Origin of the sequence: Hoeflea sp. IMCC20628 (assembly GCF_001011155.1) — a bacterium.
Classification (GTDB): Bacteria; Pseudomonadota; Alphaproteobacteria; order Rhizobiales; family Rhizobiaceae; genus Hoeflea.
The window spans coordinates 2,102,033-2,116,928 of record NZ_CP011479.1; the positions used below are offsets into that span (position 1 = coordinate 2,102,033).

Genomic DNA, 14,896 nt, shown 5'->3' on the forward strand with positions numbered 1-14,896 from the left:
CGGAATGGGTTGGGAAGTCATGCTCTCTCTGATGGGCGGTCTGCTGGTCGTCCTCATGGGAATTGGGGTGCCGGTAGCTTTCGCATTTCTCGCGCTTAATCTTGCAGGTGCGTATCTAATCCTAGGTGGTGAGTCAGGCCTGCGCCTGCTCGCGTTGAGCACCACCGAAGCCGTGACTTCATTTTCACTTGTGCCCATCCCGCTTTTCATCCTTATGGGCGAGATACTTCTCCATACCGGTTTGGCGACCCGAGCGATCCACGCAATCGAGCGCTTGATTGCCGGCGTTCCCGGTCGTCTGTCGCTGGTGGCTGTGGTCAGTGGAGGTGTTTTCGCCTCGTTGTCAGGATCCAGCATCGCCAACACTGCGGTCTTGGGCAGGGTGCTTCTGCCCGAAATGCTGCGTCTCGGCTATCACCCGCTTCTCAGCATCGGGCCCATTCTTGCCATCGGCGGGGTTGCCATGCTGATCCCGCCCTCAGCACTTGCAGTCCTTTTCGGAAGCCTTGCAGGGATCTCGATCTCAAAGCTTCTTCTCGCAGGCATTGTACCGGGCATCATACTGGCCGCACTCTTCTTCATTTTCATTGTTGCCGTGTCGCGCCTCCGGCCAGATCTGGCGCCTGCACAACCAGAAGAGACCGAACCGTTTCGCGCCCGGTGGCGTCCATTCCTGATTTACGTTTTGCCGTTGATGATCATCGTCATCGTCGTGGTTGGCAGTATCCTGAGCGGCATTGCGACTCCAACTGAATCCGCCGCACTGGGCAGCATCGCCACGGTTCTGGTCGCTGCCTGCTACCGCTCGTTAAGCTGGAAGGTTATCAGCAAGGCGCTGTCGGGCACCGCAGCAACCACCGCCACCATCTTTATCATCATCAGTGGTTCCATCGCATTCTCTCAGATTCTTTCGTTTTCCGGCACGACCAGACAGCTCGTGGCAGTCGTGACCTCAATGGATATTGAGATCGGAACGCTGGTACTTATGATGCTGCTGGTTGCATTGTTGCTGGGGATGTTGATGGACCAGATCAGCATCATGCTGATAACGCTGCCGTTCTTCATGCCCCTGATAAATCTCGGAGGTGTTGATCCGATATGGTTCGGCGTGATGATGCTGATTGCACTTGAGGTCGGGCTTATCACGCCACCCTTTGGGCTTCTCCTTTTCATCATGCAATCAGTTGCACCAGAGGGTGTGACAATGCGTCAGATCCTGAGCAGCATCACGCCTTACATCGGCATCGAGATTTTCGGACTGTTCTTGATCTTCGCCTTTCCCGCCCTTGCACTTTGGCTCCCAGGATTTATGTAATTTCATGCTCACAGTTCCCCAATCGCACCCCCTCTCCCCCATCGAAGAACGCTTTACACTGGAGTCGGGAAAGGTTCATCTGACCGGCACCCAGGCGCTGGTCCGTGTTCTGGTTGATCAGCGCCGCCGGGACATTGCTGCCGGAGTTCAAACCGGGGGTTTCGTTTCAGGCTATCGCGGCTCACCCCTTGGTGGCCTTGATCATCAGTTGTGGCGTTCGGCGAAGCTGCTTGAAGAACACAATATCGTCTTCGAGCCAGGTTTGAACGAGGACCTCGCCGCGACGGCTGTGTGGGGATCACAACTTACGGCTTTGAACGCTGACCGTACCGTTGAGGGTGTGATTGGTCTTTGGTACGGCAAGGGGCCCGGGCTCGACCGCTCGATGGATGCGCTCAAACATGGCAATTCGGCTGGTTCAAGCCGGTGGGGCGGGGTGCTTGCAATTGCCGGCGATGACCACGGCGCGTCTTCATCAACACTGGCGCACCAGTCTGATCACGGGTTCATTGCGGCACAGATGCCTGTCATCGCACCGGCAACGGTGGCGGAGATCTATCGCTTTGGTCTGCTCGGATATGCCCTGTCGAGATATTCCGGTCTCTGGGTCGGAATGACTGCACTGACCGAGGTGGTGGAAGGATCCGCTTCGGTCGATATCTCGCCCGGTGCCATATCCCTCCCGGAACTTGATGAACCCGGAAGCCTGCACATTCGTTGGCCGGACCCGCCTGCGGCGATGGAAGCTCGCCTCATTGGCGAAAGAATGCAGGCCGTGGCAAGATTTGCTGGAACCGGAGTGTTCGACCAGGTGGTTTGTCGAAGTGATCGTCCCTGGCTCGGGATAGTCGCTCCCGGCAAAGCCGCGCTCGACGTCGTTGACGCTTTGAGAATCCTGGGGCTGTCGCTCGATGAGGCCGCCAGTCTTGGAGTGAGCATCTACAAGCCTGGTCTCGTTTGGCCACTCGCCCAACCCGGGCTACGCGATTTTTCGGACGGCCATTCAACGTTGCTCGTTATCGAAGAGAAGCGTCCCGTGGTGGAGGACCAGATTGCACGTATTTTCTATGGCCAGACGTCCGCTCCCACCCTGATCGGGAAGCATGACGAGCAAGGCCGAAACCTTGTTCCGGAAACGGGGGTTCTGGATACAGCATTCCTGGCGAAGTTGCTCGGTGAACGGATTCTGGAGCAACGCCCGGACCTTGAGAAATTAAGGAACCGCGTTGCATCACTCCGGACTTCTCTGAGCTCAAGGCCGGCTCCAGCTGCGCCTGAAAGGCCACCTTACTTTTGTGCCGGTTGTCCTCACAATACCTCGACGAAAGTCCCCGACGGCAGCAAAGCCATGGCAGGCATCGGCTGTCATGGAATGGCCAGCTGGCTTCCTGACCGCCAGATAGAGTCCATGACCCACATGGGCGGTGAAGGAATGCACTGGATCGGGCAGCAACGGTTCACGACAGAGAAGCACCGCTTCCAGAATCTTGGAGATGGAACCTATGCTCATTCGGCATCGCTGAACATCAGGGCAGCCGTTGCTGCCGCCTCAAACATCACGTTCAAGCTACTCTACAATGATGCGGTGGCAATGACCGGCGGCCAGCCGGTTGAAGGCGGGCTGACGCCTCAGCAAATGGTCAGCCAGGTTGTGGCAGAAGGCGTCAAGAAGGTGGTTCTGGTCACCGATGATGTGGACCGCTATCGCGATCGCAACGGCTTGCCGCCTCAAGTTGAGGTGCTTGATCGCAGTGAAATGGATCGCGTCCAGCGCGAATTGAGGGAAATCGAAGGCGTCACGGTCCTTCTTTACGAGCAGACTTGTGCGACGGAGCTGCGCAGACGGCGCAAACGTGGAGAAGCCAAGCGTCCGGATCTCCGCGTGGTCATTGATGAGAGGGTTTGTGAGGGATGCGGTGATTGCCATACGCAATCGGGCTGCATTGCAATCGAGCCCCTTGAAACGGCTCTCGGTCGGAAGCGTCAGATCAACCAGTCCTCATGTAATCTGGATACTTCCTGCCTCAAGGGATTTTGCCCGAGTTTTGTGACTGTGAGCGGCGCGACTGGAACGAAGAAGAAGAAAGTTGCCTCTCCATCGTCCTCAAATTCGATCGAACTTGAGGAGCCGATGATCAAAGCTCCGACAGACCCATACAACATCATGCTTCCCGGAGTTGGGGGGACAGGCATTGTTACCATTTCGCAGATCCTTGCGATGGCAGCGCATCTTGAGGGCCTGAGCGCGACTTCGCTGGACATGGCGGGTCTCGCGCAGAAGAATGGCGCAGTGACAAGCCATGTTCGGATATCGCAAAACGAGCACTTCGCTGCCGCGAAGATCCCCGCAGAGAGCACCGATCTCCTGATCGCCACGGATTTGGTCGTGGCTGAGGCACCAGCGGTCCGGACAACACTTTCGCCCGCCCGAACACACATCATCGCCAATTCGGATGTCATGCCGACACTTTCCTTCGTTTTTGACGGCAATGCCGGGGCCAATGGCGGCGAGCGGATCGATCGGTTAAGAGCACTCGCGTTCGACCTGCGGGACATCCCTGCAGAAGGCATCGCTGTTGATCTGTTCGGGGATGGCATTGCCAAGAACATGATCATGCTGGGATATGCTTGGCAGTGTGGCCTGATCCCGCTGCAACGGCAGAGCATCGAACGCGCTATAGAACTCAACGGTGCCGCAGTGGCGATGAACAAGGAGGCGTTCGACGCCGGGCGCCGGCTCGCGTCCCCTGCCCAGGGGTCCAAACCGGTGGCAAAGCCGAAAGCTCTGCCGCAGCTTGATGAAACGGCAATGGTTGAGCAACTCACGTCCTATCAGGGCAGCCAATGGGCAAATCGTTTCAAGAAATCGCTCGAACCACTTCGTGTGTCCGAGAGCCAATCTGGTGGCGATGGCAGTCTCACATCGACCGCAGCGCGCTCGTTGCTGAAACTGATGACCTACAAGGATGAATACGAAGTGGCGCGGCTGCATTCCGATGGCCAATTGGACCGGCGACTGCAAAGCATGTTTGATGGCGATATGAATGTAACCTATCATCTGGCGCCACCATTTCTCTCACGGATAGATCCGGCGACAGGTCGGCCGCGAAAGATTGCGTTTGGATCGTGGATCCGTCCCTTGTTTTCCGGTCTTGCCAAGGCAAGATTCCTCCGCGGAACATTGCTGGATCCGTTTGGCTATGCGGCAGAGCGACGCGAAGAACGGGCTTTGATTTCCGAGTTCGAAACAATCATAAGTGACATGAGCAAGAAACTGGCTTCAGAAGATCTGGCGGTTGTGAAACGGGTTCTCGAATTGCCGCTTGAAATCAGAGGTTTTGGCCCCGTCAAGCAAGAAGCAATTTCAAAATACCGCAGCGAGTTGGTCCGATTGTCGGCTTCGGTTTCAAACGATGAAGCAAAGAATTTGATCGATGGGTAAGCAGCCTGCAGTCAAGATCCCGCGAACGAACAGAAAAAACTCGGCACGTCGCGAACTGATTGTGCGCCGAGCGGCAGAGCTGTTCGATGAAAGGGGCGTTACACACACGTCCATCGAGGAAATCGCCAGCGCCATTGGCGTTACAAGAGAGGCCATTTACTACTATTTTTCGGACAAGCTCGATATCCTTTTGGAGATCATCTACCCGGAAAGCGTGTCTCTTGACGCAGGTCTTCAGCGGATCATGGCGCTTGAGATCAGCGTCCGCGAGAAGCTTGTTCTGGCGATTGAAAACCACCTTCACCGGTTCAATCCCAACTATCTGGAGATGGTCCTGAGTGTTCGGCGGCTCGGGCGCCTGAAGGCTGATACCCGCGTGGTTCCGCTGCTCAACATATGGCGGCGATATCAGCGCAGCTGGATCGATCTTGTCGCAGACGGCCAGGAACGCGGGGAACTCCCCGAACATCTTGATCCGAAGGTTGTCGCTTATGCCCTGCTCGGCATGTGCAACTCTCCATCGACCTGGTTCAGACCAAGCGCCAATCTCTCGATTGACGATCTGGCTGCGACCTTCGTTGAGCTGATCCTCAATGGCGTGCTTCTGCGCGACCCGGCGGCAAAGGCAGAGGCCGCTCCACACAACGAATAGACACAAAATATTTCAATCCGGAGCACGGCCCCTTTCGGGTGCAGGTCTCAGGTTGAAGCCTTTATCCGAAAGGGAAACAAATGGATATCTCGGCTCATGTTGCCTTTGTAACAGGTGGTGGAAGCGGCCTTGGTGCCGCCACGGCGCGCTACCTTTCCAAGGCAGGTGCAATCGTTGCTGTCGTTGATAGGGACAAGAAGGCAGCCGAAGCGGTTGCAAGCGATTGTGGCGGACTGGCCGTCGTTGCCGATGTAACAGACCGGGCATCCGTGCAGAGCGCATTTGACACTGTTTGCCACGATCTCGGCAGCGCGCCGCGGATAGTTGTCAATTGTGCGGGCATCGGCAATGCCGCGAGAATCGTCGACAGGGACGGGAACCTTTCCCTCGATTTGTTCGAACGCATTATTCGTGTCAATCTGCTCGGCACATACACCGTTCTGAGTTTTGCGGCCCGCGCCATGGCCAAGTTGCCTACCCTGAACGAAGACGGAGAACGCGGCGTCATCATCAACACCGCGTCCGTTGCCTGGCAGGACGGGCAGATCGGCCAGACGGCCTATGCTGCTTCAAAAGGCGGTATCGCATCGCTGACGCTTCCAGCTGCACGCGAGCTGGCGCGGGATGGAATTCGTGTGGCGACCATTGCACCAGGGTTGTTTGAAACAGCCATGACTGAAGGTTTGCGTGACGACATCCGCGCCGCCCTTGCCAGCAACATTCCGTTTCCCCAACGCCTTGGCCACCCCGAAGAATATGCACGCGCTGTTGAATCGATCGTGTGCAACCCGATGATCAATGGCACAATCATTCGTCTTGATGGCGCGGTCCGTCTGACACCTCGCTGACCCGATCGACCTGGTTCGTTGCGCGATGTTTCGCCGGTTTGTAGTGTATTGTGCCACCGTAACATTTGCACGTGGACCTGATTAGCTGCGGAGAATGACCGTAGTCGTGCGCTAAGTTGACAGCATTGAAAGCACGGGCCAATGGCGGCGTGGGGAGGAACCGCTGGCCCCAGGAGCTTAATCGGACGCCTTGGACGAACCCTTTGGAGATTGATCAGCCCGCGTCGAATGACAGCTAGCACTATTCCTAACGCTAAATGCTGTCATTACGCTCCCGGCCCCAAACGAGCCGGCCGGGAATGCGCCCCAAAGCGGTCATTTACGCCGTGGGCGAGTACACCTTGAAGCCGAAATTGTATCGGCAGGATTTACGTCGTCTTCACGCCAAGAGCGGTATTGGGCACAAGAAGGCGGCAGGCCGACTTGGGAGACCTGCAAGCAGGCAACATGTCGACATACCATTGACTGTCCATTCGACTATGACTTGCACTTCAACATTCCCGACCCCACCCTAAAAAACACCGGGGAAGCTTGAGTTTCCAAATATCACAGCAATCGCCGTTGGCACCAAACAGGTCCGTGGGGCAGATCAATTCCCCTACGCTAGGCGACCGCCTTGCCCCGCTCAAGACTTTGTTCTGACAATACCCGGCTGGAATGTTTCGGGTGCTACCGTAAGGCAGCTTCGATGTTGCCTCCATCCACGGTGATGACATGAGCGGTCGTGCGCTCAGATTGCGCAAGTGCTAAAAATGCGTCGGCGACATGACGGGCTTCGACCTCGGCCTTTAGCAGATTGCCCGCCATGTAATCGGACGTGCAGACCCCCCTCGCCTCGGCGCGGGACTTGATGAAATCATCGGTCAACAGGCCGGAACGGATCCTGTCCGCGTTGACGCCGTTGACCCGGATGCCGGCCTCGCCAAGCTCCAGCGCCAGTTGCCGGACCAGGAAGAAGGTGGCAGCCTTGGGAAGCCCGTAGGCGCCAAATCCCTTGCCCGGATTGACCGCCTGCTTGGAAACGTTGAACAGCATCTGCCCGCCATGATCCTGTGCCAAAAACACCTTTGCCGCAGCCCGCGCCATGGTCAGGTGGGAAAAGAAATTGAGCTCGAAACTTGAGCGCAGTATCTCCTCGTCGAGATCCAGCAGCATGCCCTGGATGGCCGCGCCTGCGTTTGAGACCAACACATCGAGACCGCCGAAGCGCTGGACGATTTCACCGACCACCTGGTCTGCAGCGCCCTTCGCGGTGAGATCTGCAACAACCGCAAGACAGTTCGGCCCGATCGAAGCCGCGGCAGTCTTGCAGGCCTCGGCGTTGAAATCGATCAGCGCGATTGCCGCGCCTTCCCGGGCGAAGGCCTTTGCTGTGGCAAGCCCAATGGCGCCGGCACCGCCGGTCACGGCGACAATCTGTCCGGCAAACGGCTTTGCCGCGGCCTTTGACAGCTTGGCCTGTTCGAGCGACCAGTATTCCATATCAAACAGATCATCCGGCCCGATGGGGTGGAAGCCGCCGACCGCTTCGCCCTGGCTCATCACCTCGACGGTCTGCTCGGCGATATCGGCAGCCGCCGATGCCGCGGCCGCGTCTTTGCCGATGCCGGCAATGCCGACGCCTTCGATCCAGGCCACGCAAGGGTGCGGCTCAAGCATGACCTTGCCGCCGCCCACTCTTTTGAGTTGGGTATCGAAAACCGCCCGGTAGGCCTTTGCAAATTCCTCGACCCTTGCTTCGATGCCGGTGCGCCCCTTGGCGAAGTCATCCTTGCTCAGAACCAGCATGCGGCCCTTGGTGCGGATCACGTGATCCGGTGAGGCGGTGCCGCGTTGCGCCAGATCATCAAGATCGCTGCGATCGAGAAAGGCCTTGATTGCCTCACCGCACCTTATGTCCAACACCGCAGGGCGTGGCGCAGCATTGTGATGTGAACCACGCAGGCGTCCGACGGCACCGCGCAGGATCGGAAGGACAGAGGTCGCTGAAGCCGGATCGGCAATCGAGCGGTTCCGGTTGACTGTTCCTTCGAACCTTCGGCCATTGCTCCGGTTGGCAAGCCACTCCTCGACCATGTTGGTGTGCTCGATCACACGGTCGTAACTTTCTTTGGCCGTCGCGCCAAATGTGAAGTGCCCATGCTTGAGCAGGATCAACCCCTCGCAATCGGGATTGGCGTCAAACACTTCGGCTGCCTTTTTAGCCAGCGCAAAACCGGGCATGATGTAAGGCACAACCGCCAACCGGTCGCCAAAGATTTCGCGGATCGCCGTTTTGGCTTCGGGAAGGTTTGCCAGCACCAGAAAGGCCGTCGCATGGGTGTGATCAACAAATGTGTGCGGCAGAAAAGCATGCAGCAAAGCTTCCACCGACGGGTTGGGCGCACCCGAATCAATCAGGTTGGAGCGCTGCATGTTGACCATGTCCTCGTCGGACAGGGCGTCGAGCTTGCGCATCTCGAGCAACGGTTCCAGCCGCACGCCCGGCAAGCCTGGAGCTTCGAGAGTATCGAGATCCCAACCGCTGCCCTTGACGTGCAGCACCGGCTGGCTGATGCCAAACAGGTCGTCACGCTGGGTTTTAACCGAGGTGTTGCCGCCGCCGTGCATGACCAGATCCGAATCTGCGCCGATCAGCCTCGAGGAATAGACCCGAAGCGCCAAAGTCTGATCCGCCGGGAGGTTGCCCGCTGCGCGAACCCGCTCATTCGCTTCCTTGTCATTCCATCTGTTTTGACGCATTACCGACTCCTGCCTATGTGAACCAAGGCCATTTGACAAAAGTCACGCCTTATTGTCAAATGTATATATAGCAGCGATGGATTAAAATGGCCCAAAACCCGACGAGGCGCTCCACCAAACAAATCAGCGGCGAAGACATCGTCGTCGAAACCGCGTGGCTTTACTACCATGACGGGCTCAACCAGAGCGACATCGCCACCCGGCTGATGGTGTCGCGCGCAACTGTGGTCAATTACCTGCAGGAAGCGCGCGAGCGCGGATATATTCACACAAAATTGTCGCCTGAAGCGTTCACAACTCACCGCGCGGCGTTGAAACTGTGCGAGCGTTTCGACCTTAAGGCGGCCTATATCCTGCCCGATGGAACAGGCGGTCCGGATGATCACGCCAGCCGCATCACCCGCGGCGCGGCAGACTGGCTGCCAAGCCTGCTCGAACCTGGCGACCGCCTTGGCATCGCCTGGGGTAAAACCGTCTACGATGTTGCCGAACAGCTCGAGCAGACAACCATCCCCGATCTTACGGTGCTGCAGCTTGTCGGCTCAATGGCCACTCCATACGGTTTTTCCGCCGATGTCTGCTCGTCCAACATGGCGCGGAAATTTTCGGCCACCTGCATCAACCTGCATGTCCCGGCAATTCTCAGCAGCGCAAAGATCGCCGCCACATTGCGCGCGGAAACCCTGATTGCCCAACAGTTTGAAGCCGTTAGCAATTGCAACAAGACGCTGTTTGCGGTCGGTTCCTGTAATCCTGACAGCCACATCGTTTCAAGTGGTCTGGCGACACTGGACGAGCTCGACCAATACAAGGCGATGGGAGCGGTCGGGGTGCTGTGCGGGCGCTTCATCAACGCCGATGGCGATCCGGTGAGCGGCCCGCTGGACGATCGGATGATGGGGGTAGAGCTAGAAAAACTCCGTGATCGCGATGCCGGCATTCTGGTTTCAATCAGTGAAGACCGCGCCGGTCCGACTGTAGCTGCGCTCAAAGGAGGTTATGCCACCCATGTGGTGACCGATCAGCGTTCCGCCAACGCCATGATGAACCTCGCCTGACACCCCTCCCCGGTATGATGTGATTCGAAGTGTCGGCTAAATGCTGCACACCCGTTGATCCATTCGGGTGTCACCAGTTCATATCAACGGCAAGCCGTCGCGCCCAATCCTGCCGGTTTGAGCGCGACCTGCCTCAAGCCGCGTTGCGGCGTTCGGGGAAAAGCCCCAGCAACCCTTCACGTGACGCCTTGGCGACGCCCCGCTCGGTGATCAATCCGGTCACCAACCGCGCCGGCGTGACATCAAAGGCGGGATTACCCCCGGGCGTCCCATCGGGCGAAATCTGCACAGAGGTGACACTTCCGTCTTCAAGTTGCCCGAACACATGCGTGACCTCACGGCCATCGCGCTGCTCGATCGGAATTTCGCGCACGCCATCATTGACCTTCCAGTCAATGGTGCTGGAAGGCAACGCCACATAGAACGGCACGTTGTTATCATGTGCAGCCAGCGCCTTGAGATAAGTGCCGATCTTGTTGCAGACATCACCCAGAGCCGTGGTCCGGTCAGTGCCGACGATCACCATGTCGACTTCGCCGTGCTGCATCAGGTGTCCGCCGGCATTGTCGACGATCAGATGGTGCGGAATGCCGTGGCGGTTCATTTCCCAGCTGGTCAGCTGTGCGCCCTGGTTGCGCGGCCGTGTCTCATCGACCCAGACATGGATCGGGATGTCCGCCTCGACCGCATGGTACATCGGCGAGGTCGCCGTGCCCCAGTCCACGGTCGCAAGCCAACCGGCGTTGCAGTGGGTGAGAATGTTGACCGGTTCACCAGGCTTCTTGGTGGCAGCGACCTGCCGGATCAGCTCCAGACCGTGAACACCGATTAGCCGGTTGGTCTCGACATCTGCATCGCTGATCTCTTCTGCCTTGCGGAAAGCCGCCGCGGCACGCTCGCTCTTAGGCAGCGGCGACAGCACCTGCCTCATCTCGTCGAGTGCCCAGCGCAAATTGATCGCTGTCGGTCGGGTTTCGTGCAATTGCTCCCAGGCGGCATCCAGTGCTGTGTCGGAAGCATCGCGCTGCATCTCGACAGCAATGCCATAGGCCGCAGTTGCGCCGATCAGGGGCGCGCCTCGCACCCACATGTCACGGATCGCGGTGGCGAACTCATCGAGTGTATTGATCTCGACAACGTGGAATTCATGCGGCAGCCAGCGCTGGTCGATGATCTTGACCCGACCGGTCTCGCCGTCGAACCAGATCGACCGGTAATGTGTATCGCCAACCTTCATGCCAGTCCCTCGGTTTCAGCCTGTCGCGCCGCGGCGATCACCGCGTCCATGCCCGTCAGACGATTTCTGTTCATCACCAGCATTTGCCCGAGCTTCAGGCATTTCGCTTCGCATTTCGCCTTGAGATCCTCGTCCTCGATGGTGTCGAGTTCGGCGACGTGTGCCAGGCCCAGAATGCGGCGGTGCATCTCGATGCCGGCAAAGCCGAGCAGGTCGCGGAAAATCTCGCCGAGCAGCTGCTGGGCAGCGCTTTCCGAGGCATAAACCTGCCCCTGATCTTCATACAGCACCTTGGGATAGAGGATCCCGGTACGCTCGGTTCGCCACAGCAGCAGGAACTCGGCACAGAATACCGACCATGTCTCTTCGATCACCTCGAGGATCCAATTCTGGAATTCGTGGCATACATCAGCATCGGAAATATGCGCGGGCATTGCGTGATAAGCCATCAGGTAATTGCCGATCAGCATGCCGATGTCGAAGCCGAACGGGCCATAGAAAGCAAACTCGGGGTCAATGATGCGGGACTCAGTTTCCGTAACCATGATCGAACCGGCATGCAGATCGCCATGGCACATGGTTTCGCCGCGCGAGGTGAAGGCGCGTTTCATGTGCTGGACCTCCACCTTCAACGCTTCATCACGGCGCAGGTCTGCAACGATGCCATCGAGTTGCGGCGTGGTATGCCGGTTCATCTCCGCATCGTAATAGGGGTCGGTGAACACCAGAGTTTCGGTGATGTCACACAGTTCGACATTGCCGGCAAACAACGCCGCGTCAGCTTTCTTTTCGCCAGCCTTCATGGACAAATCCGACCCACGAAACGCGGTACGTGCAGCAAACTGTCCCAAGGTCCGGCCAAGGCCCGCAACCTTGCGCCCTTCCATGGTTTGCTGACGAAGGATGATATGCGGATACAGCCGCTCCATGATGATCAGCGCCTGGCTTTCATCAAAGTGCAAAATCCGGGGAACGCTGCCCGGATCCCGCGCCTCCTGGCGGATTAATGCATGGTATTCGAAGAATGCCCGTTTCAGCGGCAGAGGCCAGCTGTCACCCACCAGGCGCACATAAGGCAACGCCTGTTTGACAATGACGCTGCCGGCATCGCCTTCCACGATGAAAACCAGGTTAAGGTTGCCGTCGCCCACTTCCCGGACGGTCCAGGCATCGGCATTGCTGCCGACAGCCTGCTTCATGACATCGAGCGCACTCAGGCGCTGACCCAGCGTTTCCGGCGATAAAGCTTTGTAGTTGTTGCTCAAAACCATCCTCCAAAATGACAGCCCAAGCTGCGTATTGCCTTAACTTAGTGTCCGCCAAAAACAATTGTCAATAGGTGCTGACAAATGTCATATGTATTGTTTTCCATGATGTCCGATGCTTTTAAACCGTTGACGATCACCCTGCTTCACCGATGTACCCCTCATATGGGCATCAGTGCATACTTGGCTGGCAGGAAACCCATTCTAGCCAATGCAACGTGCCCATTGAGATCGAAGCTTTTGAAGGTTTGCTCACTTGGTTTCAGCGAACTGGCGAAGCTTGGAGAAGAAATCCCTCAGGATCGCATCTCGGTCGACATAACGCACATAACGCATGGCGTGACGGGAGGAATCAGTTTCCCATCCGATGGTGTCGGTGAGGATCGGAGTCGGAACGATGATGCTTGGCGTCCATTCAGGCTCCAGCAGCCAGGCCACTGCCGCCATGTCCCAGATTTCCTTGGACCAGCCGAAATGATCTGTTGAATATTCCTTGAAGCGCTGCGCCAGGAACGCACCGATCGCACCATACGGTTCGACTTCCTTTTCGATTTCCGGAACATTGCTGATCAGGTGTGACGTCACACCCATTGCCGGGACCAACACGACCGGAACACCGCAATCAAACAGAACCTGGGCACCGCCGATATCCTGCTTGAGGTTGAATTCCGCATTCTTCTTGAACGAGCGTGGCCAGTCGAGTGCGTTGCCGCCAAGCCAGATCACCACCACACGGTCGATGATATCGGGTGCCTTGAGAAGCGCCGAGGCGACATTGCTGATCGCTCCGATGGCAATGATGTAAAGCGGATCTTCCGGCGTCCCGGCGCGGGCCCGTTCGATCATATGATCAACGGCTGCGGCCTCGCGCGGCTTTTTCTCGAAGCCAACATATTCGGTCACGCCACGATAGACCAGACCATCAGCAGCCACATCAATGCGTTCGAGCAGGCGATGAATTTCGTCGTAGCTCATCTCCATGCCCTGGCCGGGCGAATCAGCACGAGCATTGAGGAATGGCGCCGCGTAGATCGCCTCGACATCGAACCGGTCGCGCGACAGCATCATCTGGACAACGGCGAACTGGTCGTCAATCTCGTTGTAGGTATCAGTATCAAGAACCACCCGCACCTTGCCTGTTGGCGGTGTCAGCAATGCCAGGCGTCGTTCGTTGTCCAGCGTCGTCATCAGTCTTCTCCTCAATGCTTCAAGAATGGGCGGCGCCATTGACCCGCTGAGCGCTGTCTCGGTCAAAAAGGTGCAGGCTCAGGGGATTGAACGAAACCTGAACCAACTCACCAAGCTTGTAGGTGGCGATCCGGTTGACCACCGCGCGAATGATCTTACCCGCGACCTCGACGATCAGCTCGGTTTGTGCACCGGTAATCTCGGTCTGGACAATTTTCGCCTGCGTTCCCGGCCCATCGCTGGAAACAGACAGATGTTCTGGGCGAATGCCGACGCTGAGCGCCATTCCCGATCGCGCCCCTGAGGCGGGAACCGTGACCTCCGGCCAGCCGCCGCTGATCTCGATGGTGGCGTTCTCGCCATCGATTGCCGTGCAGGTTCCGTCGATGATGTTCATCTCCGGCGTGCCAATGAAGCCGGCAACAAACAGGTTCTGGGGCTGTCTGTACAGTGACACCGGGTCGCCGATCTGTTCGATGCGCCCTTCCCGCAGCACAGCGACGCGGTCGGCCAATGTCATCGCCTCGATCTGGTCGTGGGTGACATAGACAGAAGTGCGGCGCATGGCCTGGTGGAACTGCTTGATCTCAGTGCGCATCTGCACCCGCAATTTTGCATCAAGATTGGACAGAGGTTCGTCGAATAGGAACACGGATGGTTCGCGCACCATGGCGCGACCCATGGCGACGCGTTGACGCTGACCACCTGAAAGTTGCCCAGGCCGACGGTCGAGAAGTGATTCGATGTCGAGCATTCGCGCGGCCTCGGCTACCCTGCGGCTGATCTCATCCTTGCTAATGCCGGAGAGCCGGAGATTGAGATTGATGTTGTCGCGGACGCTCATATGCGGATAAAGAGCATAGTTCTGGAACACCATGGCGATGTTGCGCGCTTTGGGATCCATCTCGTTTACGACTTGGCCGTTGATCAGAATTTCGCCCCCGGATATCTCCTCCAGCCCGGCAATCATCCTGAGGATTGTCGATTTTCCGCAACCCGAGGGGCCAACCAAAACGACAAACTCACCATCGCGGATGTCGAGATCAACACCGTGAACCACCGGATGCGAGCCATAGTCTTTACGCAGAGCACGAAGTTGTACGCCACCCATGTCCGATTACCTCCTCAAATCCTCAGTCGGCTAATCCG

General features: G+C 57.6%; 10 protein-coding genes. 5 read left to right on the plus strand and 5 right to left on the minus strand.

The annotated features are described in order from the left end of the window. Window positions 1–4: 4 nt before the first annotated feature. The 4 genes from IMCC20628_RS09990 (at window position 5) to IMCC20628_RS10005 (ending at window position 6,257) form a co-directional block, all read left to right on the plus strand. On the plus strand, window positions 5–1,315 hold the full coding sequence (locus IMCC20628_RS09990; RefSeq protein WP_047032447.1) for a TRAP transporter large permease: 1,311 nt from the start codon (window positions 5–7) through the stop codon (window positions 1,313–1,315). Between the two features lie 4 nt (window positions 1,316–1,319). Then, the gene (locus tag IMCC20628_RS09995) at window positions 1,320–4,757 is read left to right on the plus strand and encodes an indolepyruvate ferredoxin oxidoreductase family protein (RefSeq protein ID WP_047030087.1); all 3,438 of its coding nucleotides are present in this window, start codon (window positions 1,320–1,322) and stop codon (window positions 4,755–4,757) included. Beyond that, entirely contained in the window at window positions 4,750–5,409 is a 660-nt protein-coding gene (locus IMCC20628_RS10000; protein ID WP_047030088.1) for a TetR family transcriptional regulator, read from the plus strand. Before IMCC20628_RS09995 ends, IMCC20628_RS10000 begins: the two co-directional genes overlap by 8 nt. Window positions 5,410–5,489: 80 nt before the next feature. Beyond that, window positions 5,490–6,257: an SDR family NAD(P)-dependent oxidoreductase gene (locus IMCC20628_RS10005; protein WP_047030089.1), complete on the plus strand. Its 768-nt coding sequence runs from the start codon at window positions 5,490–5,492 to the stop codon at window positions 6,255–6,257. Between the two features lie 669 nt (window positions 6,258–6,926). Here IMCC20628_RS10005 and IMCC20628_RS10010 read toward each other — a convergent pair. Continuing rightward, window positions 6,927–8,999 (minus strand): bifunctional aldolase/short-chain dehydrogenase, encoded by a 2,073-nt coding sequence (locus tag IMCC20628_RS10010; protein ID WP_047030090.1) that lies wholly within the window; start codon window positions 8,997–8,999, stop codon window positions 6,927–6,929. Window positions 9,000–9,085: 86 nt separating this feature from the next. Between IMCC20628_RS10010 and IMCC20628_RS10015 the strand changes: the two genes are divergently transcribed. Further along, complete coding sequence (locus IMCC20628_RS10015; protein WP_047030091.1) at window positions 9,086–10,057, plus strand: sugar-binding transcriptional regulator; 972 nt, start codon at window positions 9,086–9,088, stop codon at window positions 10,055–10,057. Between the two features lie 133 nt (window positions 10,058–10,190). Here IMCC20628_RS10015 and mtnA read toward each other — a convergent pair whose 3' ends face one another. From mtnA to ugpC, 4 genes are all read right to left on the minus strand, one after another. Further along, window positions 10,191–11,294: an S-methyl-5-thioribose-1-phosphate isomerase gene (gene mtnA, locus IMCC20628_RS10020; RefSeq protein ID WP_047030092.1), complete on the minus strand. Its 1,104-nt coding sequence runs from the start codon at window positions 11,292–11,294 to the stop codon at window positions 10,191–10,193. Beyond that, window positions 11,291–12,565 carry an S-methyl-5-thioribose kinase gene (gene mtnK, locus IMCC20628_RS10025; RefSeq protein WP_047030093.1) on the minus strand — a complete coding sequence of 425 codons (1,275 nt, stop codon included), beginning with the start codon at window positions 12,563–12,565 and terminating at the stop codon, window positions 11,291–11,293. The genes mtnA and mtnK overlap by 4 nt, the downstream gene beginning before the upstream one ends. A 246-nt stretch (window positions 12,566–12,811) precedes the next feature. Continuing rightward, window positions 12,812–13,747 (minus strand): nucleoside hydrolase, encoded by a 936-nt coding sequence (locus tag IMCC20628_RS10030; RefSeq protein ID WP_047030094.1) that lies wholly within the window; start codon window positions 13,745–13,747, stop codon window positions 12,812–12,814. Window positions 13,748–13,766: 19 nt separating this feature from the next. Continuing rightward, the gene (ugpC, locus tag IMCC20628_RS10035) at window positions 13,767–14,858 is read right to left on the minus strand and encodes a sn-glycerol-3-phosphate ABC transporter ATP-binding protein UgpC (RefSeq protein WP_047030095.1); all 1,092 of its coding nucleotides are present in this window, start codon (window positions 14,856–14,858) and stop codon (window positions 13,767–13,769) included. Between the last annotated feature and the right edge of the window lie 38 nt (window positions 14,859–14,896).